24 protein-coding genes and 1 pseudogene are annotated in these 26408 nt (G+C 38.5%); 5 read left to right on the top strand and 20 right to left on the bottom strand.

The window, feature by feature from the left end:
* Positions 1-322: 322 nt before the first annotated feature.
* The 16 genes from ACW2QC_RS13930 to ACW2QC_RS13855 form a co-directional block, all read right to left on the bottom strand.
* Positions 323-1282, bottom strand: a complete 960-nt coding sequence (locus ACW2QC_RS13930) for a DnaD domain-containing protein (protein ID WP_457544571.1) — start codon at positions 1280-1282, stop codon at positions 323-325.
* A 267-nt stretch (positions 1283-1549) separates the two neighbouring features.
* The gene (locus ACW2QC_RS13925; protein ID WP_457544570.1) at positions 1550-1765 is read right to left on the bottom strand and encodes a DUF2922 domain-containing protein; all 216 of its coding nucleotides are present in this window, start codon (positions 1763-1765) and stop codon (positions 1550-1552) included.
* A 36-nt stretch (positions 1766-1801) separates the two neighbouring features.
* A complete protein-coding gene (locus ACW2QC_RS13920) occupies positions 1802-2026 on the bottom strand; it encodes a DUF1659 domain-containing protein (protein ID WP_457544569.1) in 225 nt (74 codons plus the stop codon).
* Between the two features lie 511 nt (positions 2027-2537).
* Positions 2538-3554 (bottom strand): oxidoreductase, encoded by a 1017-nt coding sequence (locus ACW2QC_RS13915; RefSeq protein WP_457544568.1) that lies wholly within the window; start codon positions 3552-3554, stop codon positions 2538-2540.
* Positions 3555-3685: 131 nt separating this feature from the next.
* Positions 3686-4597 carry a PTS system mannose/fructose/sorbose family transporter subunit IID gene (locus tag ACW2QC_RS13910; RefSeq protein WP_457544567.1) on the bottom strand — a complete coding sequence of 304 codons (912 nt, stop codon included), beginning with the start codon at positions 4595-4597 and terminating at the stop codon, positions 3686-3688.
* Positions 4598-4615: 18 nt separating this feature from the next.
* Positions 4616-5413 (bottom strand): PTS mannose/fructose/sorbose transporter subunit IIC, encoded by a 798-nt coding sequence (locus tag ACW2QC_RS13905; RefSeq protein WP_457544622.1) that lies wholly within the window; start codon positions 5411-5413, stop codon positions 4616-4618.
* Between the two features lie 42 nt (positions 5414-5455).
* Positions 5456-6424: a mannose/fructose/sorbose PTS transporter subunit IIA gene (locus tag ACW2QC_RS13900; RefSeq protein WP_457544566.1), complete on the bottom strand. Its 969-nt coding sequence runs from the start codon at positions 6422-6424 to the stop codon at positions 5456-5458.
* 437 nt (positions 6425-6861) lie between these two features.
* A complete protein-coding gene (locus ACW2QC_RS13895; protein ID WP_457544565.1) occupies positions 6862-7233 on the bottom strand; it encodes a DUF956 family protein in 372 nt (123 codons plus the stop codon).
* Positions 7234-7362: 129 nt separating this feature from the next.
* On the bottom strand, positions 7363-7515 hold the full coding sequence (locus ACW2QC_RS13890; RefSeq protein ID WP_457544564.1) for a hypothetical protein: 153 nt from the start codon (positions 7513-7515) through the stop codon (positions 7363-7365).
* Positions 7485-7604, bottom strand: coding sequence for a hypothetical protein (locus ACW2QC_RS13885; RefSeq protein ID WP_457544621.1), 120 nt, complete (start codon positions 7602-7604; stop codon positions 7485-7487). The genes ACW2QC_RS13890 and ACW2QC_RS13885 overlap by 31 nt, the downstream gene beginning before the upstream one ends.
* A 438-nt stretch (positions 7605-8042) precedes the next feature.
* Entirely contained in the window at positions 8043-9083 is a 1041-nt protein-coding gene (locus ACW2QC_RS13880; RefSeq protein WP_457544563.1) for an ABC transporter substrate-binding protein, read from the bottom strand.
* 381 nt (positions 9084-9464) lie between these two features.
* Positions 9465-10688 (bottom strand): NAD(P)/FAD-dependent oxidoreductase, encoded by a 1224-nt coding sequence (locus ACW2QC_RS13875; RefSeq protein ID WP_457544562.1) that lies wholly within the window; start codon positions 10686-10688, stop codon positions 9465-9467.
* A 13-nt stretch (positions 10689-10701) separates the two neighbouring features.
* Positions 10702-11043: a Rieske (2Fe-2S) protein gene (locus tag ACW2QC_RS13870; RefSeq protein WP_457544561.1), complete on the bottom strand. Its 342-nt coding sequence runs from the start codon at positions 11041-11043 to the stop codon at positions 10702-10704.
* Positions 11044-11111: 68 nt separating this feature from the next.
* On the bottom strand, positions 11112-12575 hold the full coding sequence (gene betB / locus ACW2QC_RS13865) for a betaine-aldehyde dehydrogenase (RefSeq protein WP_457544560.1): 1464 nt from the start codon (positions 12573-12575) through the stop codon (positions 11112-11114).
* A 24-nt stretch (positions 12576-12599) separates the two neighbouring features.
* A complete protein-coding gene (locus tag ACW2QC_RS13860; RefSeq protein WP_457544559.1) occupies positions 12600-12956 on the bottom strand; it encodes a Rieske (2Fe-2S) protein in 357 nt (118 codons plus the stop codon).
* Entirely contained in the window at positions 12953-14053 is a 1101-nt protein-coding gene (locus tag ACW2QC_RS13855) for an amidohydrolase family protein (protein WP_457544558.1), read from the bottom strand. The genes ACW2QC_RS13860 and ACW2QC_RS13855 overlap by 4 nt, the downstream gene beginning before the upstream one ends.
* Positions 14054-14506: 453 nt before the next feature.
* Between ACW2QC_RS13855 and ACW2QC_RS13850 the strand changes: the two genes are divergently transcribed.
* Together ACW2QC_RS13850 and ACW2QC_RS13845 are read left to right on the top strand one after the other, a co-directional pair.
* A complete protein-coding gene (locus ACW2QC_RS13850) occupies positions 14507-15388 on the top strand; it encodes a LysR family transcriptional regulator (RefSeq protein WP_457544557.1) in 882 nt (293 codons plus the stop codon).
* A gap of 99 nt (positions 15389-15487) precedes the next feature.
* Positions 15488-16273: a sulfite exporter TauE/SafE family protein gene (locus ACW2QC_RS13845; protein ID WP_457544556.1), complete on the top strand. Its 786-nt coding sequence runs from the start codon at positions 15488-15490 to the stop codon at positions 16271-16273.
* Positions 16274-16606: 333 nt separating this feature from the next.
* On the opposite strand, the gene ACW2QC_RS13840 is transcribed toward ACW2QC_RS13845, so the two are convergent.
* The 3 genes and pseudogenes from ACW2QC_RS13840 to ACW2QC_RS13830 all read right to left on the bottom strand — a co-directional run bounded on the left by ACW2QC_RS13840 (position 16607) and on the right by ACW2QC_RS13830 (position 19130).
* On the bottom strand, positions 16607-16744 hold the full coding sequence (locus ACW2QC_RS13840) for a hypothetical protein (protein WP_457544555.1): 138 nt from the start codon (positions 16742-16744) through the stop codon (positions 16607-16609).
* 1053 nt (positions 16745-17797) lie between these two features.
* Positions 17798-18165: pseudogene (locus tag ACW2QC_RS13835) on the bottom strand (tetratricopeptide repeat protein); the annotation flags it as partial.
* Positions 18166-18332: 167 nt separating this feature from the next.
* A complete protein-coding gene (locus ACW2QC_RS13830) occupies positions 18333-19130 on the bottom strand; it encodes a fumarylacetoacetate hydrolase family protein (protein ID WP_457544554.1) in 798 nt (265 codons plus the stop codon).
* Between the two features lie 370 nt (positions 19131-19500).
* Between ACW2QC_RS13830 and ACW2QC_RS13825 the strand changes: the two genes are divergently transcribed.
* Entirely contained in the window at positions 19501-21225 is a 1725-nt protein-coding gene (locus tag ACW2QC_RS13825) for a pyruvate oxidase (protein ID WP_457544553.1), read from the top strand.
* Positions 21226-21441: 216 nt separating this feature from the next.
* On the opposite strand, the gene ACW2QC_RS13820 is transcribed toward ACW2QC_RS13825, so the two are convergent.
* Complete coding sequence (locus ACW2QC_RS13820; protein ID WP_457544552.1) at positions 21442-22167, bottom strand: 3-ketoacyl-ACP reductase; 726 nt, start codon at positions 22165-22167, stop codon at positions 21442-21444.
* Positions 22168-22844: 677 nt separating this feature from the next.
* Here ACW2QC_RS13820 and ACW2QC_RS13815 point away from each other — a divergent pair.
* Positions 22845-24515 (top strand): DUF2075 domain-containing protein, encoded by a 1671-nt coding sequence (locus ACW2QC_RS13815; protein WP_457544551.1) that lies wholly within the window; start codon positions 22845-22847, stop codon positions 24513-24515.
* 338 nt (positions 24516-24853) lie between these two features.
* Positions 24854-26338 carry a hypothetical protein gene (locus tag ACW2QC_RS13810; protein ID WP_457544550.1) on the top strand — a complete coding sequence of 495 codons (1485 nt, stop codon included), beginning with the start codon at positions 24854-24856 and terminating at the stop codon, positions 26336-26338.
* The last annotated feature ends 70 nt before the right edge of the window (positions 26339-26408 follow it).

Here is a 26408-nt window from a genome sequence, read left to right as displayed (position 1 = left end):
GGACAAAAACTTCTATGTTAACAAAACACCTATTCAGCTAATCCATTAAGCCTGTCTTGAAATCATTACGGTCATAACAATTCCTATCAACTAGAAAGTATTCAAATTGCGAAATTAGATTTTCACACACCTTTTCAAAATAAAGAATGGGGACAGTTTAGCCGCTTCTATGGGCAATTTAAAACAGAAGATCTGTCCCTATACTTTTCACTTCTTTATTTTATCACCATTTATGATACGTCAAAATAACTATAGTTTAAAATTTGTTAAATATACAGAAAAATGATTACTTGCAAAAGGATAGACCATAACAGCACTGGCTTTATGTGCTTAATTTTTTAAGCTTCCTCTTATTTGAATGTTTAGCGAGTAACATTTCTATTTCTGCCCTCTCTGCTGCTTCATCTTCCGGTACAGTTTCCATTCCCGCTACTTTTCTTAGTTCTTCAAATTTTTGCTTCCGTTCTCGCTCCACAAACCATTCTGGAACAACCTCCCCTCTAGTCTCATTTCCTCGAAACTGCCTTTGCCGATTCCTAAACGCTGCTTCATCTGCCTCTGCTTGTTCAACAGTCGTGATCCCTTTCTTCACCCACGCTTGCAAAATTCCTTTTACATAGCCCCAATTTGCCTTGTTCTTCTCCAACGCTCGTTTCATGGCAGCAATAACCAAGGATTCCCCAACATCGTTTATCCAGTTCAACATATCGTCAGAAATAAACGAACTGATCACACCAAAATTTTCTTGGTAAAATCGGATCGCGTCTGTAATAACTATTTCTTTTTGTTTTGTTTCGTTTTGTATTTGTTTAATTAATGGGGCCACAGTGTGGTTCGTACTCCGGTTCACACTGTGGTCCATACCGTCGTTGGCCCCGTGGTTTATACACTCATCACGCTTAATATTGCCGCTCGTATTGTGGTCCGCATTGTCGGTCACAGTGCAGTCACTCGCTTGGCCTGTGGCAGGTGCAACAAAACCATTACATTGCTCATGATTTTGTACTTGCGAGATGATTTGATAAATAGCTGCTTGGTTGCCTCCTCTTGATTGGAAATCAATATATCCCTTTTCCTGAAGTTCATTTCTTGCCCGTTTAAAGGAGCTTTCTTTGACACCGGATTTTAATTGAAGCATTGTGGCCGCCACGGAAAATTCCTTCTTCCATCCACATAAATTATTGAAATGCATCAACGTATTCCATAGTGCAACTGCCGATCCTGATATAGAGTTAAATGTAATTTGATTATAAAATGCATTCAATTCTTTTATGTAATTCATGTTCTATTTCCTCCAAATGATTATATTGTTTAGATAATGCGCATCCCCCATAAAGACACGTATTCCCCGCTTCCTAAACATCCAAAGAGACATGCTTGTGGAATTCTGCATCCCTTAGTTTAGAACGAACCTGTTTGCCTTCTATTTCAATACATAGCACAATCTAGTAAATACAGCCCAACTATCATTAGCCTATTTCAAAGAGAAAAAATATGCACCTGTGCTAAGCGCCAAATAGACCCCACCTAAAATGGGGTCTATTAACAATTAAACAAGTTCAATTTCCTCAATATTTCGCTCTACAACACGGGCACTTTTAATGGAGACAAGATCCCCACCTGTAGACGTGAACGCATTTTGTGCGATGATTTCGTCCATGGCACTTTTGATTGCTGCCGGATCAACTGGTTCAACGGGTTTTTCTAATGAATACGTAACTGTTTTCCCTTCTTTATTTAAGAATTTAAGTTCAAGCTTTTTCATGGTTTCCCCCCTCTCCTACTTTATTTACGAGAGACCTTATGCCTCTCTAATTTCTGAGCTATCCCTACGTTCAATATTGTAAAGCGGGCGTTCCTGTAGTGGTGCAATTGCATGTGCAATCGCGTACAACTGATCTGCTGTTGCAGCTGTTTTGACATTGTTGAAGCTTTTCGTTTTGTAGATCGGTTTACCAGTCAAAACATCCGCACCATCATCTAGCACAAGTCGTAGTGTGGAATCATATTTTTCTGCTACTGCCATTTTCATCCCCTCCTTTCACCTATACAATCGAACGGATGGGGGTGGAAGGTGGCATAGATATTGAAAAAAATTTTTACCTGCATAGAAATCTAGTTCAAAGCCATTAATTTGATGTTTGATTTTACTTTTGCCTTCATATTTTTCCCTCATTTATGATGCGGTTTGTAGGATAAAGTAATTTAAAATGGAGAGGTTTTTTATGACCTCTCCTTAATGCAACAAATCATTCAAATAATAAAACAGCACCTCTCCATCAAAATTAGAGGGTGCTGTTACTTTTTCGCAAAAACCTCAATTACTTATGATACGTTCAACGTTACGCATTGACATGAGGCTTTCTTCATTTTCTTTTGGTCTATATGCACTTGCGCTTTGAAAATTGCAAGATAAATTTCAAAGTATAATTGGTTTCATCCGTTTTAAGGGATATACTTTCTTCTTTATTTTGAATCTTAGCTTTGATAGGCATGTTTGAAAAACGTCTATAACAGAATCAGCTTTGCCCTACATTTTACTTTAAGTTTTTAACTCCATTTTCTAATATTTCCATTTGCAGCAGCGTCTGTTCATCTGTAATGGTTTTATCTTTACCATTTATGACAGCTTCATATAAGTCATCATATACGTTTCCATAATCACCATTTACAGATTTCACTTTTTCTTCGCGGATTGTACCTTCTTCATCAATATATGTCAGTACACCATAATGTTCTATTGTATCTATACCAAAATCCTTGTTATCAGGCATGTAAAATAACTTTAAATGTTCTTCCTGACGATCTTTGGTTTGTTTCACAAAGCACCCGCTTTTACCATAAACGGCGAAACTGGGTCTTTCTTTAAGTCTAAAATAACTAGATTTTACAGATACCTTTAACCTGCCATAATATAAATCTAAATCGAAATAGTCATTCATTCTTCCTTGTCCTAATAATTGCCTTACATCATAATGTATATGATCAGGCTTGCCAAAGTAGCTGATGACCTGATCCAGTGTATGACAGCCATGTCCATACAAAAATGACGAAGCAGGATCAAAAGAATGGGCAGACTCGGGTACTTCGGGACGATAATAGTCATAATGCATTTCCACTTCCAGCAAGTCCCCTATTTTCCCTTCTTCAATGACCTTTTGAACTGTTAAAAAATCACTATCAAAGCGCCTGTTTTGATACGCCTGAACGATTAATCCTTTCTCTTTTGCCAATGCAAAGATTTCTCTTGCCTGTTCTGAAGTTTCCATAAAAGGCTTTTCAACCAAACAGTTTTTATTATGTTCTAATACTAATTTTGCGTATTCATAGTGGCTGTCATGTTTTGTGCAGACCACAATGAGTTGAATGTCCTTGTCATTTAATAACTCATCTAAATCAGAAGTATAATTTACTCCTGCAATCTTATCCCAACTGTCATGTTCCGGATTCCTTCGATAAATAGTTTTTACCTTTATATTCTCTCTTTGCAGTACGAACGGCAGGTGATATCTGTTTGTGCTTTTCCCATTTCCAATATAACCGATAGTAAGCATAGCAGCCTCCTTAGTGAATGACCTCTTATCGTATAAAAAAGCGCCTCTATAGATGAAAGGTATTTCCTAACAAGAGGCACTTCTTTATTTGTATATCTAATCCTTGATAAAGCCTATATCAAAAATGTTTATTACATTATGTGTAACACATGGAATACAACACCAACTACGAACAACCCAAGAATCATCACAATTGGAGAAACTTTCTTCCTAAGCAGCCACATGGAAAGGAGTGTTATCAACAATCCAGCTAAGCCAGGAATTAAGCTATCCAAGTTGTCTTGCAGAGTAGTTACATCATATTTACTTAATGATCGACCTTCTGCTTGCTGTTGCAATGCGGTTTTAATTCCTTCAGATCCAGAAGGTAAGCTATCCCAATCAATATAAGCACCTTCGTCAAGTTCAACTTCAGATACCGTTGGTGTAAATGCTACATTCACCCAACGGTTAACTAATGATCCAAGGATGAACATACCCAGTATCGAGGCGCCCTTGGTAATATCTTGAAGTAATCCGCCAGATAAGTCTTCCGTAATTTTGGAACCAGCTTTGTAACCAAGCTCTTGTGAATACCACATGAATCCCATACGAATAACATTCCATAAAACAAAATAAAGAATTGGTCCAAGTATGTTGCCAGACAAAGCAAGAGAAGCCGCTAATGCACCAAGAATCGGTTTCACCGTAAACCAGAACATTGGATCCCCGATACCTGCTAAAGGCCCCATCATTCCAACTTTAACCCCTTGAATTGCCTTATCATCAACCGGAGCACCATTTGCACGTTCTTCTTCCAGTGCTAAAGTTACACCAAGAATAGGAGAAGCTACATATGGATGCGTATTAAAAAACTCTAAGTGACGTTGCAGTGCAGCAGAACGGTCTTCTTTTGATTTATATAATCGTTTGATCGCGGGAATCATGGAAAATGCCCAACCGCCGTTTTGCATACGTTCATAGTTCCAAGAGCCTTGAATGAAAGTGGAACGCCACCAAATAGAAACACGATCTCTTTTTGATAATTTCATTTCTTGCGTCATCTTCATATCCTCCTTCTTTTAATAGTCATCAATAATATCGCCTAGCGGGTCACCAGTGTTTCCGTTTCCGCCACCAGAACCGCCTTGTTTAGAAAGTGCTATATAAATAAGTGCAAGAGCTACACCGATACCACCAAGACCCATAAGCGTGATGGATGGAATGGTCGCTAATACGAAACCAATTGCAAAGAATGGCCATACTTCTTTTGTTGCCATCATGTTAATAACCATTGCATAACCAACAGCTACTACCATTCCCCCGCCGACTGCTAAACCGTCTGTCAACCAAGTTGGCATTGCCTGAAGCAAATCTTTTACTGGAGCTGCACCAATAGCCACAATCAATGCAGCCGGGATCGCAATACGTAATCCCTGCATACAGATAGCGATAATATGCCATACTTCAATTTTTCTAAAGTTCCCTTCCTTCGCTGCAGCATCCATTAAATGTACGATACCCGTTGCAATGGTACGGACAATGATTGTCAATAATAATCCCGCAACTGCAAGTGGAATTGCAATCGCAATGGCAGAAGATACGCCAGCTTCACCTTGTCCACCTAAAACGAGAATAATTGCGGATGCCACAGATGCCAAGGCAGCATCCGGCGCTACTGCTGCACCAATGTTTGCCCAGCCTAAAGCGATCAGCTGCAAGGTACCTCCTAGAATCAGACATGCTGTTAATTCTCCTGTAACTATCCCGATTAACGTACAGGCAATGATTGGTTGGTGAAAGTGGAATTCATCTAAGATCCCTTCCATACCAGCTAAAAATGCCACGATAATAATTAGGATTATTTGAATAATAGTCAAATCCATGATTATTATACCTCCTTTTTTGTCTAGTGATTAGGATTATTTCTGTCGGTTTAATTCCTGTTGTGCCCTTCGTAAAATATCGTCCATGTTGCCCATTGAATCGCTCGGAACTTTACGGACATCGAAGTCCACACCAGCCTTTTTTAACTTAGCGAAGGCATCAATATCATCCTGGTCAAAGGCCAACACCTTATTCGGCTGAACCTTACCAGTCGAATGTGCCATCGAGCCAACGTTGATTGTCGAAAGTGGAACGCCGCCCTCAACCGCTCTAAGTGCATCTTGCGGATTTTCGAAAAGAAGTAATGCGCGCTGACCGCCAAAGTGCTGATCATCTTTCGCAAGTTCGATCATTTTATTGACAGGAACAGTGTGTGCCTTTATCCCTGAAGGAGCGGCCTGTTGAATTAACTTTTTACGAAGTTCATCCTTTGCAACAACATCAGACACAACGATGATACGTGTAGGACGTGTGTTTTTTGTCCAGGAAGTCGCCACTTGTCCATGAAGCAAACGAGAGTCGATACGCGCTAACACGTATTCAAATGTACCAGGAGCACCTGTATCTGCTGCCACTGTATCTGCTGCAGCAGGGGTTTCTGGTTCTAATGCTTCAGGTTTTACTTTAACTGCTTCTTTCGCTGTGCCAACAATATTCGCAGCTATTTCATGCGCTGTGTCCATGGATAAGCGCGATGCATAAGCTTCAATCAGCATTGCCAAGTTCAACCCAGCAACGATTGCCCATTTATCTTCATGTTCTTCTATCAAACTGTTGGCTTGGTTGAAAGGAGTTCCACCCCAAAGATCGACTAAGAATAATACTTCATCCTGGTTGTCGAAAGAGGCAATTGCTTCTTTCATTTTTGTCTGTATATCATCAGGTCCTTCGCTTGGCATCAATGTGACAGCTTTTACATTTTCTTGTTCTCCAAAGATCATCGCTCCAGATTGCAAGATACCATTAGCAAATTCACCATGACTAGCAATGATAATTCCTACCATCTATTTACCTCCTCTTATTATTGTTATGGCTTAATTAAACATGGCGAGCCTTTAAAGTAGTATTTTTCCAGGTTTCCGAAGCGGTTACATTTCCGATAATAAAAAAGACATGAGGAAAAGTAGATTAGTGAGTTAAATGAAAGCAGAGGGATAAAAAGACCCATTCTTCATTTTAAGCACTACTTTTTACTCATGCCTAATCGAATCAGTAACACGTTAAAAATAACTCAGATGGTTATTTATCTTTTGAAAGGGCTTTAATGATAGCGTTAAACAAACCATCAACCGAACTACTTTAATACACTGCTATAAAATAGAATAGCACTCTAGTTTTCTTTTTTCAAGAAGTAGTTATTTGTCCCCACCTTTGTAACAGTTTATCCGTTAAGATGACCCAAGAAAAAAACAGATTCCAATCTGCCTTGGATGTAAAACGATTACTTTTTAGCTTTACGTTTGAAATTGCGTTTGATTATATCAAAGAAACCTAATGATCGGACCATATGATTCGGATCAACGTATTCACGTATTGCTCGAAAGACCTTTTTTGGATCTTTAGAAGAAAATGTATATGTCCCATTCCGCTTCGTTTGGATAGCATAACGCGGGATCCATTTCCCTTTGAACAAGACGGAAGCAATCACGTAATCAACTTCTTCCCAAGGGATTTGAATAAACTTACGAGCATCACGATTATTGAAGAATTCAAATCCTTTGTCTCCAATCATAATCTTACCATAATCTGAAATTCTTATATGTGAGGAGGCATCAATTACTAAATCGACTTTTGTATTGATTGATTGGACCATTTAATCTACCCCATTCTTTCCTTTAATCCTAATTATTATTATACACGCTTTATCAATTTAAACAAAAATTACTTGGGGGGACACTTTGTTTCACCACTATTTTTGGTAAGGTTCTTACTACTGATAAAGTTACCTTTTAAGATTATTGTTCTCAATAAATTGATCAAAATCATCAGTTGAATTTTGTTCAATTCGATGTTGTTTAGATTTTTCGTACTGCTCAATGGCTATTTTATCTGCCACAGTCTTTGCTACATTTCCAGCATCACGAAGAATTCGCACTCGTCAAGTCTTTCTTTCCAATCCTTCATATACATCGATCTTTTTCCTTCCGCTTGTTCTTCTGCGTAGTCTAAATACCTGGTAACAATACGATTGAGTGCACTTAATTCTTTTTCATTTACGTAATTTTAAGCAATGGTTACATCTCGCTTACGTACTTTATCACCTTTCCAAGAAGTAAGTCCCATATTTATTCCCCTTTCCTTTTGGCTATCTTTCTAGACAAAAACAAAACCCCTCAAACTTGTAAGAGTTCTAAGGGGCTATAATTTATCATTTTATTTGTTCGATACTGGTGTTAGTCTAATAATTGAATACGGATAATGGAGAATTTTATACTGAAAATAATAACTAGAAGTGCTAAAATAGCGGCGCTTGCATTGCCCCGCTATTTTTTTAAACTATAAAATTCTTCATTTGGTGCTAGGATTTTAAATAGGTATCTGCAGTTGGTTTTTCTTTAACATTCATAATTTAAATTAATCATGGATGGCACCCTCTATTCGAACTGCCAACCTAAAAGGACGCTATTCAATCGCTTTTTTCACCTTTTCAGCAACATCATCAGGAACCCATTCTGTCCAGATATCGGTATGTTTTTTTAGCCACCATATAGCGGCTTCTTTTACCTCTGCATCATTTTCATTCATATAGACAAGTGCCTCGCTGGTCAATTCATTGCTAGTATGATAATTTTCAAGGAATGTGACAATATCTGGTGCCGTTTCTGTTAACTTCGCATTAACGGCGATCGGAACATCTTGATCTGGAAATGCGGTGCCATAATTTTTATCCCAAGTCTCCGGATCATAATTTGGTTCCTCGAGTAGCGTCATATCATATTTTCCTAACACCCAGCTTGGTGAATAGGCATAACCAATCCAAGGTTCACCCGCTTCATACGCCTTTGTCAAAGACACATTCAAACCAGTACCTGAACCCGGGTCCACATATTCGAAGGTATCGGAAAGGTTATATGCCTTCATTTTTTGTTGAAATGGCTTGGCAGCCCCCCACATAGATGGCGCACCAATAATTCGTCCTTTACTCCTATTGGAAGATTGTTTGAACAGATCCTTGTATTTCGGTAAATCTTTGACGGACTTCAAATCTGGTGCCATTGGTTCAATACCACGTTCCTCATCGCCCTCAATAACATATGTAGGGACAAAATAACCTCGTTTAGTATCACCGAAGTTCATGCCAACTTGCTTAATTTTTCCGTCTTCAAGTGCCTGATCATAAGCATCGCCCATTTTATCTCCCCATATTTCCATCGTCACATCGATATCACCATTTTCAAGTCCCTTTAAGCCAATCGACATCGATGCGGTGGTAACTCCCGTTTTATAACCATATCCTTCTTCCAAGATTGTAGCTGCTACCTGATTGTGGAAGCGAATACTGTTCCAGCCTAAATCAGAAAACACAATTTCTTCTTTCATACCTTTTTTATCATCATTTTCACCGGAAGCATCCGTTTCTGACCCACAGGCCGCTAATAGTACAACTGCAAAAATTGACATGTATAATAATATAGGCCGAAGTGTTTTGATCCATTTGAACATAAAAAGACATCATCCTTTACATGAGTAGTAGTTTCATTGTGAAATATTATAGAGGATGTTCAGAAAGTTCGGTAAAAATGACACATCAAATTTCTTCGTTGGCTTGTTTTTCCGCTACTCATGTATCTAATAGCATACATTACGTTGCTCAAAACTACGCCGCTTCGAACTTTCGACGCACAGGACGTGCTAGTGTCGGCGTTGCTGGCGAATTTTTCCGGTGGATCGAGAAATCGCAGACCAAGGACGCCAGCGGTTTTAGTCGACGCGGTCCTTTTTATCCTCCTTTTTGAACACGCACTTTATAGTGAAATACCTTGGGGGAACGGCCAGATTTTATTCGACAGCTTTTAACAAAATCCGGGTAGTGACAGGCACCACTTAAACATGCGGTACTTTTTTCAAGGCTACACTTTCATCTGCTAACACCTCTGTATCTATAACTTTTTGCTGCTTAATCATCCGTCTTACGGGCAGGGCATTTTTCGGCTGGTTGGAAATAAACGCTGCTTTGACGATGTTCTGGTCATCCAGATAAAAAAGCGTAAATGCATTTGATTCGATCGAACCCCGTAAAACAGTTTGGGACCATTGCTTTGCATGTCCGAAATATTGGAACCGGTTGCCGTGCTGATCCGACCAGAAATACGGTGTATAGGTATAGGGTGCTGATTGTCGATGTATCATGTTTTGGGCGACTGTTTTGGCGTGGTTTACGGCATGATCCCAATGTTCAACGTGAGTGAGGACCCCGTTGTAAGGCCATAACGTACAATCCCCCGCCGCATAAATGTCAGGGATTGATGTCTCGCCATATTCATTAACAGCATAACCCCCTTTTGCCTCTAATTGCGGATGCGACACCTCCGTATTCGGTGACACTCCTACACCTATTATAACCGCCTGGCACGGAATTCGCCGTCCGCAGGCGGTCACTGCTTCTTCCACCACGGTATCCCCGTTAAACTGAGCGACCGAATCGCCAGTAATCACGTTAACACCATTCCTGCGATGCAAATCCAGAAAATATTCCGATACATCCCGGCCAACAATCGTTTCCATTGGGTACGAAGACCTTTCCACAATTGTCACGTTCATTCCCAACTGTTTCAATGAAGAAGCCAGTTCAGCACCAATAAAACCGGCCCCAATAATAACGGCTTCTTTCACATGCTTCATATGTTGTTTCATGGCTATGGCATCTGCCATCGTTCGTAAGTAAAAAATGCCTTGAAGGTCATCGCCCTCGATCGACAATGTGCGCAATTTTGATCCTGTCGCGAGCATGAGTTTGTCCCATTCATAGGAAGAGCCATCTTTCGTCTTGATGGTTTTACAAATAGGATCAATGACTGTCACCTCAACACTGAGCTTCAAGTCTATATCTAATTTTTCATAGGTGGCAGGATCTCGTAATAACATACTTGGATCATCCACCTCTCCAGTTATCCATTCCTTCGACAAAGGCGGACGATCGTAAGGCATCTGCCTGTCACGGTCCATCAGCACAATCCGCCCTTGATAACCTTCTTTACGCAAACTTTCAGCGGCATGCACGCCTGCAATTCCCGCTCCAGCAATAACCGTTGTATGTTCATCAGACAACTTATCATCTCCTTTAATATCTAACCCATACGGATCCGTCAGCTTCTATAGCTTCATAGATTCTGAGCGGAGTTTCCGCCGGCCCTTCCAGCACGGATCCGTTGCGAATATCAAAACAGGCAAAATGCACCGGACACGTCAGACACATTCCATCCAATTCACCATCGACCAACTCACCATACGCATGCGTACATATCCCTTCAACAGCATACACGTTTCCTTCGCCCCGGCCGACAACGATCGTGTCCGTCCCTGCTTCACATTCAATGAGATCACCTTCTTCAAGCTCTGAACTTGAACAGACATAAATATAGGAGTTAGAAGAAGCTGAATCTAATCCCTCTGAATGTTGCATTGCTATCACCTCATGTTTCATTCTTTATTACACTTGCTCTTGTTTGCCATTAAGCGACGACCTAAACACTAAAACCAATTTACTGGTTCCGGCTTTAGGTTTCGGAAAATATGCTTGGTTTCCTGATATTCCTCCAGTCCCGTTTTACCGAGTTCACGGCCGATCCCCGATTGCTTATAGCCTCCCCATGGTGCGTGCGGGAAGTACAGGTTCACATCATTGATCCAGACAGTGCCCATCCGCATTTTCGCAACACAGCGTTCAGCCTTTGCAATATCATTTGTGAAAACACCACCGGAGAGGCCATAAATGGAATCGTTCGCAAGACGGACTGCTTCTGCCTCCGTATAGAACTTTTCCACAGTAATAACCGGACCGAAGCCTTCATCCTGTACAACACTCATGTCAGTCGTGCAATCTGTCAATACGGTCGGCAGGTAAAAAAAGCCATTGTGCAGTTCCGGATCATCGGGATAGTCGCCACCGACAGCAACTGTTGCTCCTTCTTTTTTGCCATTTTCGACATAGTTGACCACCTTATTTAATTGTTCTTTGGAAATGAGCGGTCCCATTTGGGTAGCTTCATCAAAACCGCTACCAAGCTTGATTTTCTTCACGCGGTCAACAAGCGCACGAACAAAATCATCATGAATGCTTTCTTCTATTATTAGGCGGGTTCCCGCAGAACAGATTTGCCCGGCATGGAAAAACACCGCATTCATCGCCTGGTCAACAGCTGTTTCAAAATCTGCATCTGCAAAGACAATATTCGGGTTTTTACCACCGAGTTCCAATGCCAGATTTTTCACATTGGAGCTCGCAGCCTGCATAATCTGCTTGCCTGTTTCAATTCCGCCTGTGAATGAAATCAGATCGACGTCGTTATTGGCGGACAGCTCTGCACCAACGGAATTCCCAGGGCCAAGCACCAGATTGACAACACCTGCCGGAACGCCAGCTTCTTCCATTAATTCAAAAACTTTTACCGACGTGAGCGGCGTGATTTCACTTGGCTTCATGACAAGTGTGTTACCTGCTGCCAATGCCGGTGCTAATTTCCACGAAGCCTGCAGCAATGGGTAGTTCCATGGCGTTATCTGGCCGCAGACGCCAACTGGTTCATGGACCACCCTGCTTGTTGAATTCGGAATAGGGGAATCAATTATATCGCCGCCGTCCTTGTCCGCCATCTCAGCAAAATAACGGAAAACACCGGCGATATCATCCATATCTTCGCGGCTTTCTTCAACTGTTTTACCAGTATCGAGTGATTCGAGCTCAGCCAATTCTTCACGATCTCGCTCGATCAATCCGGCGATATTATGAACAATTTTACCTCGTTCAGCAGCGGGGATTGCAGCCCATTCAGCACGGTCAAAAGCCTCTCGAGCTGCCGCAATTGCACATTTCGCATCCTTCTCGTTGCCTTCCGCTGCTATCGCAATGACCTTTTGATTGTAAGGATTTATAATCTCTCTTGTTTCCCCGGAACTGGCTTCAACCCATTCGCCGTTAATAAACATTTTTTTCATACGTTCACCTCATGTATCATCAAGTTACTTATATACAACTACATGGTCATCCTCAATCGTGACATTGAAACTGCGTAATTTTTTTTGTGGCTCAGCCAGCATACAACCATCATTTTTAATGTCATATTCTAGCCCATGCCACGGACAACGGAGAATTTCGCCATCTTTAATATATTCATAGTTTCCGTGAATATCGGTACGTTTGGTATCACCGCATAAGACACCTTCCGAGAGCGGTGCACCCTGGTGCAAACATCTATTGGCATATGCGTAAAATTCACCATCTTTCGTGCGACAAACAACAATCGGTATCTTCCCTAATGAAGCACTTCTCATCTTGCCAGGAAGAATATCTTCTTTTTTACACACAATTTCCCTCATCGTTTCACACTCCCTGTCAATTGTGGCAACTTAGGATAGGATGCCCTCGCATTTTCTGCATAAATTTTTTCCTCTAAGCTTTCATCAAGTTTAGGAAGCGCCTGCAGTGGTGAATCATAATCCCAATGCGGATAATCCGTTGCAAAGCAGACCATTTCCTCCGACCCCATTTGATCTATATACTGCATAAATTCTTTCTGGCTTAATTCTTCAACAGGCTGTGTTGTAAAACGAACATGCTCCTGAATAATACGACTAGGCATCCGTTTTACCCAAGGAACCTCGTGACGAAGTTCTTTATACTGCTGATCCATCTTTTTCATCAGATGCGGCGCATGCGTAAATCCACCCTCAATCATGACAAGATGCAAGCCGGGGAATTTATCAAATACGCCGTTAAACACCATGTTGGAGACTTCAATCATATGCGCCGTTGACAACATGGTATGCCATTCGATGAAATAACGCGGCCAGCTCCCGAAATGGGTAGGTGGCTCATTATGGTGCATACCAATTGATAAATTGTGGCGCTCGGCAGCTTCATAAATGGGATGATAATATGGATCTCCCCACAACCGGGTATCAATCGGAAGTAATATTTGCACCATTTTAGGATGAGATCCGACCCGTTCTATCTCACGAACCGCTTGCTGTGGATCCTGCGCCGCAATATGAACGGAACCATATAAACGTTCATCCTTTTCCAGCCAATTTTCGATTTGCCAATCATTATAAGCGCTCGCTAAAGCAGTCCCCATTTCATACCAGCCGTGCATGGACGATGGAGACGGGTCCAATGCTCCGGTTAAAATACCGTATTCATGGCCTTCCGCATCGAGTAATTGTTCTTGCATAAAACCGAGGTCAGTTCCTGCAGCACCCCCGTCTGGTGTTATGGCATCTGCCCGATCGACACCAGCTACCGTTGGCTGTGTGTAAGGCATATGTTTTTCCTGCATCCAGTGGTTATCTGTTATATACCGTTTCCATGGATTATCTAAGTAAGGGACAAGCTCAGAATAGGTCACCCGTTCATGGATATCAGTGTCGATAATACGACGCTTCTTCTGCCCCTTTTTGGCAAACTTTTGCGACATGTAAAATCACTCCTGTTTTCTTTTTAACGAATCATTAAATTAAATTGATATATCCATGCGCATGAATGGAATATAGTATACAAAAGCTTCTGAATGCTGACAAATCCGATTTCTGAAGCTGAGTGGCCTCAGTGAAGCTCAGTGAACCTCAGTGGACCTCAGTGAGCTATTTCCTCCAAATTCATATTCATATGTAAAATTCGAAAAGTGTCTCTATTTATAAACTTTCATTTGAATTTGGGAAGTGAAGATTAAAAAACTGATGTTCACCACTAATCCGTTATAGTCAGAGATTTGGACCTATTCACTTTGTTTTTCTATATGATAAGCTAATTAATATGCGAAAATTTTAATGAAAGCATCTGTTTTTCGGGTACCATTGATATAGACATCGGTACACTGAAAACTCTCATTAATAAAATGTACAGAAGGTTCATAAAGGGAGGACTTTACTTGAATATAGACACCTTTAAAATGTTTTGCTTGGTTGTTGATTTGGGAAGTGTCAGTCAGGCAGCAAATTTATCATTTGTCTCGCAGCCGGCTGCTACCAAGCAAATTCAGCATTTGGAAAGTGCATATGGCGTTCTGTTATTTAAGCGAAAGGATGGAAGGCTGTCACTTACTGAAAACGGGAAATTGCTTTATCCGTATGTAAAATCAATTGTTGACGAGTACAACAGATCGCAGAAGGCTATTCAAGATAAACTTGATTACGCCAATACAAGACTTACGATAGGAGCTAGTTATACGATTGGAGAATACTTGCTACCAAGTCTAATGGGAAAATTTAAAAAGAAAAATCCTAAGCTTCAATTATCTTTAAACATTAATAACACCCCCCAAATACTAGATGAATTATCCAATGATGTTTTGGACCTTGCACTGGTTGAGGGCTTAATTCAGAACGATGATTTATTGGTGGAAAGTTTCGCGGATGACGAATTAGTTTTGATTCATCCACCTGATCACCCCTGGAACGACCGCAAGGAAATTGACGTTGAAGAGATTACATACGAAAGAATGCTCTGGAGAGAAACGACTTCTGGAACTAGATTAATTATAGAAAAGTTCCTAAAAGACCATAACGTCCTTGATAAAATGGAAAACTATATGGAATTGGGAACGACGCAAGCAATTAAAAGTGCTGTTGAGTCCGGCCTTGGGGTGAGTATTGTTTCAAGGTTAGCGGTAGCTGAAGAAATTAAACAAGGAAGGCTTAAAGAAATTTCGATACGCAACACAAACTTAAAACGAGATTTATGGTTAGTGCGTAAAAATCAGCAGTTCTATAAAAATAATATGGCTTCCTTTGTTAATTTTATTCGTCATTAGGTATTCCTATTAGTTATAACCTATGATTATATGTAAATATACTCTTTCCATTTGTTTTGTTAGAGTAAAATAACAATAACGAAACGTGGAGGGAGAAGAATGACCATAACTACATCGGTCGCTCTGCTTATTACAGGTATTTTGGCAGGATCTTATGGAACAATCGTTGGAGCTGGTGGAGGTTTTATATTTGTCCCCACCCTTTTATTATTTTTTAACATGGAACCCGCCCTTGCTGCAGGATCAGGACTAGTCATTGTACTTATTAATGCTTTATCAGGTGTAACAGGATATGCCAAACAAAAGAGAATACATTATAAAGCAGGATTACAAATAGGAATGGGGGCTATTCCCGGTTCTTTCATTGGTGCGTGGCTGCTTCAATTTCAATCATCCCAATACACAGCCTTCTTTTGGATTTTTGCAACTCTCCTTATATCATTAGGAATATTTTTATTTATAAAGAATCTTCCATCTAAAAACAAAAGTGAAATCGCTGCAGATCTCGAAAAGAATGTTGCCTATTCCATTTCAAGTAACAAATGGTTGTTACCAATTGGCGTTTTTTTAGGAATACTCTCAAGCTACTTAGGAATTGGCGGAGGATGGTTGCTTGTACCAATCTTAATATATATTTTCCGCTTTCCGACACATATCGCTACCGCAACATCGATTTTTTCATTATGCCTTTATACATCAACAGGTGTTTTGTTACAAATCTTCTATGATCAAGTGAACTGGCTAATAGTATTATGGGGTGGATTAGGCATTATAATAGGTGCTTATTTGGGTATACGTATATCCAAGAAAGTCTCAAGTAAAGTTATCATTCAGATGCTTTCCATTTTATTAATTGTTATGGGTGTCCGTTTATATTTTGGTTAAGCTTACAGAGAAGACACTTTTAGAGTGCGTATTCAAAAGTTACCAAATTAGAAGCAAGAAGGTCGAGGCGGCGTAGCTTTGAGCCCCAGAGTGTACATAAATAGGTACATGAGGAGCGAAAAAGCAAGTAAGCGTTGAGTTCGCCGCTTATTATTTGGTAACTTTTTGAACAACCTCTTAAATGGACATTGCCAGGATTTACAACAAAGAGCTGGCATGGCACTTCTATGCACATGCCCAGCACACTAAATAAGCAATCACTATAAAAATATATTGATTGCCTAAGACTTAATACTCAAAACTTATTCAAAAGTAAAGAAAGTATAACTTAAATTAGACGTGTGGCGTAATAGCAGAATTAGCCATGGCCAGTTCCAGCGCTAAAGCTGTAGTTGACTTCCCGTACCCCTTACGATGATTACAGCCAAGGAAATGTAACACTTGTGTCATCTTTTTTCCAGTGATTGCCACAGAACTAACCACCTGTTACCACCGTATTTACCAATTGGGAGATTTAAAATAACGTAGGATAAAAAAAGCTTAATTCCTGCCTGTTTTTGGCGAGGAATTAGGCTTTTGATGTTCAACAATCGCGCCCTTTTGTGGTATAGTCCAGACTATAGGAACCTTACAAAGAACTCCCAAAAAGTACAGTTGAAGCAATAAGAGTCCCAATAGCTGACACTATATTTTTTCTCGAAATTCAATTACCCCACCAATCAACGCAATTAACTCCAGTACAAGTACCGCATATATTGTTTTTGCAAAACTAGCCATCAGAATAGCTATCCCGATTAAAAAGAATGTACAGATAAAATTTTAAATCCCCATGTAGATACTCCTTATTAAACATTAGCGCCCTACAACGGCAAACAGGCGCTATCCTTTATTCCGGAAGAGCGCCGGATTGTTGTATAGTCAGATCAAAGCACATAAGTTAATGTGTCCATTTACCGAGCAAGGTTTAAACGATTTATTTAAATAAATGACCGCTTTGTAAGGGTTCTAAAATTTTCTAAAATAATCACAGTATAAGTTATAGCAATATGTTATGATAAGACACAATAGACTGGCTTTGCATGAGGGGTTTGGTAGCACTGTCGATCTGCCGTTAGTCTTCGTTGGGAGACTTCCCGGGGAGGGAGGTGCTTGCCAATGGACATTGTTAGAGCGTTAACGTTGATGATATCCTTCGGGATGTTGGTGGCGTTTATTATGTCTGACAAAAACCATAAAAAATAACCCCTCACATGCGTTCGCTGCGCGCCGAGGGATTATTTTTCCTTGTGCTGCCTAGCCCCTCTTGTTGGGGTTCGGTCTATTGGCCGCTCCATGTAACAGCATGGGCGGTCTTTATTATTTTATGAATCTTCTACATAAATTATACCACGATCGATATGATTGTACACATCTAATTTCCATTTTGTAATTAAGGTAATTTCTTTATTCTAAAAATGCGCCCTTATCTGGAATAACTTATTTGGGAAAATCCTAGTAAATCCAACATTACTTTAGTACTCACAATCACTTCCAAACTTCATCTAATTTATCAGAGTAGAATTCAATAGCCTTTTTATAACTTATTATTTTATCCATCAAGCATTTGAGTAACAACTCCATAGCTTTACTATGCTCCTTCAAGATGTATAAGGTTATCGTATAGAACGTTTGAATAGCTTTATTATTTGGAAATGATTCAATCCCTTTTGAAATGTCCTTTTTGACTTTTCATATTCTCCTAATGTTCTATATGTACTACCCAACCCCAAAAGAGCTCCTTCTAGTTCATTTGAAGACAACCCTAATCTGATTGCATCTTCTCCTAATAAATCAAAACTCCAAGCACAATGGTAGTTAATCGACGCATTATCGGGAAAGTCCTGCACCAATTTAGGTGATTACCACCTCACATTTTTGAATGATTAAAAGTAAAAAACTATACGTATATTCTTACTGGTACATTTCAGTGGCTGTAATCACTTACGGTAAGTCAACATCCAACATCGATTCAAGAATAAAGGAAGGCCGACTAAAACCAGGCTTGCGCTTTTGTTCTCTGCTATTTTACATAGTTACGCAGTTTACCGATATGTTCGACCTCGACAGACACTACATCCCCTGACTTCATTGGACTACTTCCAGACGGGGATCCAGTAGCCAAAACATCTCCAGGTTCAAGTGTCATCACCTGTGAAATCCAACTGATAAGGTAAGGTATGGAAAGAGACATTTGGTTTGTATTACCATTTTGTACAACTTTATCATTTAAAGTTGTAATGATTTTTAAATTCGATGGATCTAAGCCTGTCACAATCCACGGACCCAATGGCCCAAATGTGTCAAAACCCTTTCCACGTGTGAATTGGGGATCTGTTTTTGTCAGATCTCTTGCAGTTACATCATTAAAAATCGTGCAGCCAAAAACATAATCCAAGGCTTCTTCTTCCGCTATATTTTTCCCGTGTTTTCCAATAATAAGTGCCACCTCGCCCTCCATTTCCACCTGATTCGTTAAACTATCAGGGGGAAGAACAATGTCCCCCTCGTTTGGGATCAAGGAGGATATAGGTTTCAAAAACAAGAAGGGTTCTTTGAGATTGGCCTCCCCTCCGGTCTCATTGGCATGCTCGGCATATGTCCAACCAAAATTAATCAATTTTGAAGGGCTTACAGGCTCTAATATCTCCACATCTTCAACCTTAACTTTAACGCCATCATAATTTAACTCATTGTTTACTATTTCGTTAAAATCACTGGATAATTGTAAGATTTCATCGTCGTCAACAATTCCGTAGCACACTTTATCATGTTGATTCCGATAACGCACAATCCTTTGCGTTTGTTGCAATAACTTCATTTCGTAACCATCTCCATATATTACTATTATTCCCACAATCATTATACATCTATTTACGGTTTCCTTCATTCAATTCTTCCCTAAGAACATGTTTTAATCCACTTTCTTTAAAGGAGAGTATGAATACCTGAGAGAGCTAAATAGTATTTATAACTGGCACGGCCGACCTGACTCTGCGTCCTGTCAGTTTTCTGGATATTATATAATAGGGAATGGAAACCTTGCTCTAGTTCTATCTCCTTATTTCCGCTCTGAATCAATCGGTGTATATTCTTAGTGCCCTTTAATCATAAAGTTTGCAATAAAGGGTATATTAAAGGGAATAGTTAGGAGAAAGGAAGTAACGTGTCAACAGAAAGGACGATGGAACATGTTCGAAAAACGGACTGGTGAAGTGCTTACTGAATTGCTGATTGACTGGGGTGTTAAACATATCTATGGAATGCCCGGTAATTCCATTAATGAATTTATGGATGATTTGCGCAAGAAAGAAGAGGAAATTGATTTTATTCAAATTCGCCATGAAGAGGTTGGTGCCCTTGCAGCATCATCTTATGCCAAATTAACTGGGGAATTGGGTGTTTGCTTATCGATCGCAGGGCCTGGTGGCGTTCATTTACTCAATGGATTATACGATGCCAAAAAAGATAGGGCGCCCGTACTTGCGATTGTTGGACAGGTACCATCCGATGTCGTTGGGACCGATACCCATCAAGAAATTAATCTGGAAAGAATGTTTGATGGGGTGGCTGTTTATAACAAGCGTGCGGAGAGGGCAACACATCTGCCGGATATGCTGAATACAGCCATTCGGGAGGCGTACACACATAGAGGTGTCTCTGTTTTAATCGTGCCAGATGATTTGTTCGCGGTAAAACAAAAACATGACAATAAGAAACTTACCAATAGAACACTGGCAGCCCCAACGACAATCCCGCATCAAGGTAGAATGAACGATGCCGTCAAACTATTGGAGAAAGCAGAGAAACCGGTTATTCTTGCTGGGAAAGGCGCTTATTATGCAAGGGAAGAATTACTAGCGTTTGCCGAGAAAATAAAAGCACCTATTGTGTTAAGTTTGCTTGGAAAGGGGACCATTCCTGATGAGCACCCCTTAAATTTGGGGCAACACGGGCAAATTGGGACGAAGCCGGCATTTGAGGCGGTCATGGATACAGACTTATTACTGCTAATTGGGACAAGTTTTCCGTATCGGGATTATTTGCCTGATGGTGTAAATGCAATACAAATTGAGATTATGCAGGATAGGGTTGGAGCAATTTATCCCATTACCGAGGGATTGTGCGGTGATACAAAAGAAATTTTACCAATGTTAACGGAGCGAATTTCGGAAAAGGAAAATACGGATTTCCTTGAAACGTATCAAGAAAAAATGAAGCGCTGGCATACCTATATGAATGAAGAAAAAAATAAAACGGATGAGATCCTTTATGGCCCGCAAGTAATTGGTGCGTTGGAAAAAAATGTTCATAATGATGCCGTCGTATCCTGTGATGTAGGAAATGTAACGGTGTGGACTGCCCGTTTTTTCAACTTTACCAGACAACATTTTCTTCTTTCCGGGGGACTTGCCACGATAGGAATTGGGCTGCCAGGTGCAATCGCTTCTCAGCTTGCTTATCCGGATAAACAAGTTGTTGCTATCTGTGGGGATGGAGGTTTTGCTCAGGTCATGCAAGATTTTGTAACGGCTGTTAAGTATGATTTGCCAATCAAGATTATCATACTTAACAACAGCATGATTGGGATGATTAAGTATGAACAGGAGGCATCTGGAAATGTCAATCACGAGACGGATTTGGGAGCAATGGATTTTGCCGGCTTTGCCAGAACTTGCGGAGGTGAAGGATACCGTATAGAGAAGCAGGCCGATTTGGAATCAACGATGAAACAAGCATTACAGTCAACAAAACCAGCCATTATTGATGTGGTTATAGAAGATATGGCACCATTGCCTGGAAAAATCACCTATGATCAGGCAGTAAGCTATGGGAAATTTTTAATGAAAAATTTCTTCTTAAATCAAAAGATTGAGTTTCCGGATATTGAGAAAACAGTTCGCCGATTGTTGTAATGGACACCTTTTTGCAGGGTTATTGCTTTTTCTTAGATAGTAATGCCACGTTTTGGAACGATAATCATGTTTATTTGGTCAAATAAATAAAAATAATAACCACCCCCTGAGCCTAGTTCACAAATAGGGTGGTTATTTTCATTACAATTGAGCAAAAAATCAAGTACGGTGAATTCAAAATCGAACCCGGAAAAAAAATTAGTTGCCTTTATTTATTTAAAACGGATTTGTAGCAATAAATCCAGCAGTTTTAATATAGACACGTGTATTCATCTTTAATTGATTAACAATGAATTCTGCAATGTCTTCTGGTTGGATGAATTTTGAGTCGTCATTTTCCTTAATCAAATCCAAATCTGTTGCAAGGTCTGTCGCAACAGTACTTGGTGTTAATGCTGAGACACGAATATTATTGCGACGTACTTCTTGAGCAAGAGATTCAGTAAAACCGATCACAGCAAACTTTGATGCACTATACGCACTAGCTGTTGCAGCACCACTTAATCCATTTGTTGAAGCAATATTAATAATATCCCCAGCATTTTTCTCAATTAAATCAGGTAAAACCGATCGAGTTACATAATATGTACCCATCACATTCGTATCCATGATCTGTTTCCATTCTACTGGATCCATTTCTAATACCTTGCCAAATGTAGCAATACCTGCATTATTAATTAAAATATCAGCAGTACCTAACTCCCTTTTTAATGTTTCAATTGCTTTTTCTACCTGTTCTTTAGAAGAAATATCTGCTGTTGCATAGGTTACCTTTACACCATATGCATTTATTTCTTCAGCCGTTTTCTTTAACGTTTCCTCTGTTCTTGCAAGTAAGCCGATATTTACACCTTCACTTGCCAACAATAGGGCCGTTGCTTTTCCAATCCCTCTTGCACCACCAGTTATATATGCTGTCTTTCCTTTTAATGATTGCGTCATTATAGCCACTCCCTTTCTAAAGATGATCTTACATTAGTATACTATTTCACGGGTGAAGTCACCTAAATACTTGCTTAGATGGTATGAATCATTGTCCTTTAGGCTCCCAAAATACTCAAGATCTGATCATAGGGTTTTCATTTATGTACTTTTTATACTTCGTCGAATAGGGCACGGGGTCGGGGGTTCCTCGTCCTAGTTGTGCAATACACTACTTTGGTTAGTGGTGGGATGGAAAACCTGTCGCTGTGTCCCGTTGCAGGTTCAATGGTCACCGCCATATGTTCTTCCATAAGTGTTAGAGTTTTAATACGCTTTTTAAAACAAGATGAGAGGTAGTAACCACTGTCTCTCTTATATAAAAAGCTTTGTAAATGTATAAGGATTCTTATATCATTGTATAGAAGTATAATTTTACCATTAAATTTACTTTTTTAAAGAGTAAGGTTATGCTATTGTTTTTAGCATCTATTGTATAAGTTTAGTAATATCTCAATTTCTGCTGGCAGAAGGAGGTAGAGGTATACCCTGATATAATTTGGCAAATCCACAATTCATTGTTGTAATTGAATTTTTATTAACCATATTTTTTCTTGTTGAAAATTATATTGTAAACCCTGTTAATGGAATATGGTATAATATTTATGTGAAAATGATTATATGAAAGGTAATTTCCAATGAATAATTTAGAAATAAAAACGATGCCGTTTAATCAATCCTCATTAGACTTCTTATCTGGTAAACCCTATTCTGATTATCCAATTGTATATTTTTTAAATAATAATACAATGGTTTACATTGGAGAGACAGTTGCGGTGAGAAATCGTATGAAAAATCATTTGAATAACTCAGAAAGAAAATCATTAGATAAGATGACACTGATTATTCATGAGAAATTCAACCGTTCGGCAACCTACAATATTGAAACGAAACTTATTAATTATTTCTTAGCAGATGGACGCTATAAACTACAAAATAAGAGTCAGATAGCTGATAGTGTCAGCCATAATTATTATGATAAACCATACTATAATGAAAAAGTATTTAATGAAATATGGGATCAGCTAAAGGAAAAAAATTACGTTATCCATTCAAGAGAGGTTATAGAAAATAAAGATACTTTTAAACTCTCTCCTTTTAAAGAACTGTCAACTGATCAAATTGAATTAAAAGATAATATTATTGAAGTTTGTGAAAAGCATATAAATGACGATAAACCCTTTGTTTTCCTTGTTAAAGGTGAAGCTGGTACCGGTAAAAGTGTAGTATTAAGTGCCGTCTTTAATCGGATTCAAGAGTTGGTTAGGGAGAAATCTTCGGCACTCTATAATAGTAATAACTTTTTATTAGTAAATCACTCTGAAATGTTAAAAACTTATCAAAAAATTGCAGGAAAAATAAAAGCACTTAGAAAGAATAATTTTGACAAACCAACTCCTTTTATTAACAAACGAAAGAAATCTAATCAAAAAGCTGATATTGTATTTGTAGATGAAGCGCATTTACTATTAACGAGACCTGACCGTTTTAATAATTTTAAAGAGAATAACCACTTAGAAGAGATTATGAAATATAGCAAGATTGTCATCTTAGTATTTGATGATAAGCAAGTCTTAAAAATGAAAAGTTATTGGGATAAAGATAAGTTACTTAGTCTTGTAGACAGTATTCAGTCAGAAGAATATATATTAAAAAATCAATTTCGAATGCATGCAAGTCATAAAATGGTTAGTTGGATTGATCAATTTGTTGAAAAAAAGATAACACCTATTCCTAAAGAGGAAGATTTTGATTTTCGTATTTTTGATTCGGCTACTAATATGTATAAAGAAATATTCGAGAAAAATAAAAATGTTGGCTTAGCAAGAATGGTATCAACATTTGATTATGTACATAAAAAAGATGGTTCGACTTACTACATAACAGAAGGTAATTTTAAATTACCATGGAATACTACTGAGGGAGATACAACCTGGGCTGAAAGAGAGGAAACTATAGGGGAAGTTGGGTCAATTTACACGATTCAAGGTTTTGATTTGAATTATGTTGGTGTTATTTTAGGACCGTCTGTTACGTTTGATGAGGAAAGTGATGAATTAAAGATTATTACAGAAAATTACAAGGATACAGAGGCTTTCAGAGGTAAAGATCAATTTGATGATCCTGAATATATAAAGGAACAAATCATATTAAATTCAATAAATGTTTTATTTAAAAGGGGAATTAAGGGTCTATATATTTTTGCAAGTGATTCAAAACTTAGAGCACAATTACTAAAACTTTATCGGAACCGAACGAAATATTTTGAAAGCATGAAGGTTGCAGAGGAAAAAAGTGATTATCATTAAACTGCTGTATTTTTGAGAGGTTGAATTAATTCATATTTAAATAAGTGGAGAATGGGAGTTGCACTTGGAGTATTTGGATTCATTTCGTATGGAAGATGCTAACAGAGTAGATAAAATAACAGCAGAATTTAAAAATAATTACTCTGAAATAGATTGGAAAAGGATGAAACGACTATGAAGATATTAATGGCAATCCAACAAGTTATGTTTCATTGGTTGTTCCACTGTCTCAATATGAAGAAACTAAACAAATTTACCAACTGCTCTTAGAATAAGAATGGAAGAGTTATAATTAATACAAGTTCCATTATTGGACTATAAAAATAAGGGGGAGTTGAATGAAAATAAGTGAAATTTTCAACCTTGGGGTTGAGCAAATACAACTCGACTTTATTGATATTGATACGGATAGGGATTATCCTTTATATCTCGACCCCTTTCTTATTTCTACCAGAAATGACGCATGGTCTGTAGAGGTAGATAGAGCCATTAAAAATTTCTTCTCAAAGGTTTCTGGATTTATTAGGAATTTAGACTATGAAAAGGCTATTGAACTGTTTCAATTTATGTCAGAACCAAAGGAAACATGTTTAGGTATTAGTTCTACTGGGACTAATAATGGTAGAGGAATAGGGAAGGGAAATGCAACTGAAATTATTCAAGAAATAATTAGAAGTAAAGCCGTTGAAACTGGTGTAGTACAAAATATTGAAGACATAATAATATTTGTTGATGATATTGATAAAGATAAACTGTCTGATATGACTACGAATATTATCAGAAAACATCTAATTGATTATACAAGGGAGCAGTGCAATATTTGGGGGATACCACTTAAAAGGGATATTTCACTACCATATTGGAATCCTATTGAAGAAGATTGGGATACATCTAGTCAAGAATTATTATTTATTAATGGAAGGGAATTTTTATTGGTACCAAAAGCTATTATTTCATACATTTCTGAATATAATGCACAAAAGTATGGCTGGCATTTTGTAGTTACTAATGAAAGAGATAAACAATTAAAGAGAAAAACCCAACTTGTTAAGTATAGGAAATATAAAAATGGAAAGGAATCGTATTATCTCCCCAAAAAAGATATAGACAACCAAATTAAGGAACAAATTTCAAGCGGAGAATTTGAAAGTAGAAAAGATTATTTAAGAAAGTATACAGAAAACAAACCGGAATTATTTGATAGATTTAGAGAATCAAGACCCAGTAAAGTAAAGCCTGTTTCAAATGATGAAATGATGGAGTTTACGGGATTTGTAGACATAGATGAGATAGTCGATGCACTCATTATTAACCTGAAAAACATTCCAGTTGGTACGAAAAGTGCATCTGAATATCATAAATTTATTAAATCAATTCTAGAAATTCTTTTTAACCCACATTTGAATAATCCAACAATGGAAGAGAAGCTCCACCAAGGTAGAAAAAGGGTTGATATAGTAATGAACAATATTGCAAATTCTGGTTTTTTTAATAGGTTGCATGATATCAATAAAATATTTTGTCCTTACGTCTTTATTGAATGTAAAAACTATGGAAAGGACGTTGCCAATCCAGAGATAGATCAATTGTCGGGTAGATTTGGGTTTAATAAGGGTAAATTTGGAATACTTATGTGCAGAACTATTAAGGATAAAAAATTACTATATCAAAGGTGTTCCGATACTTATAAAGACGACAGGGGCTTAATTATACCTTTAGATGATAATGATATAATCTCTTTGCTCGAATCGTTTAAAAGTAGTTATAATGATATTGATCAGACACTTGAATCTATTAAAAAAGTAATAATATTTAATGGATAATTTTTATTTAATCCCTGTTAGTTAAATTAGAATATTATTACTGGATAAACCTTTACACAATTATCCATAC

Source organism: Virgibacillus sp. FSP13 (assembly GCF_054048505.1).
Note: the sequence above shows the minus strand (reverse complement) of the source record. Positions and strands in the feature narration are given on the sequence as shown.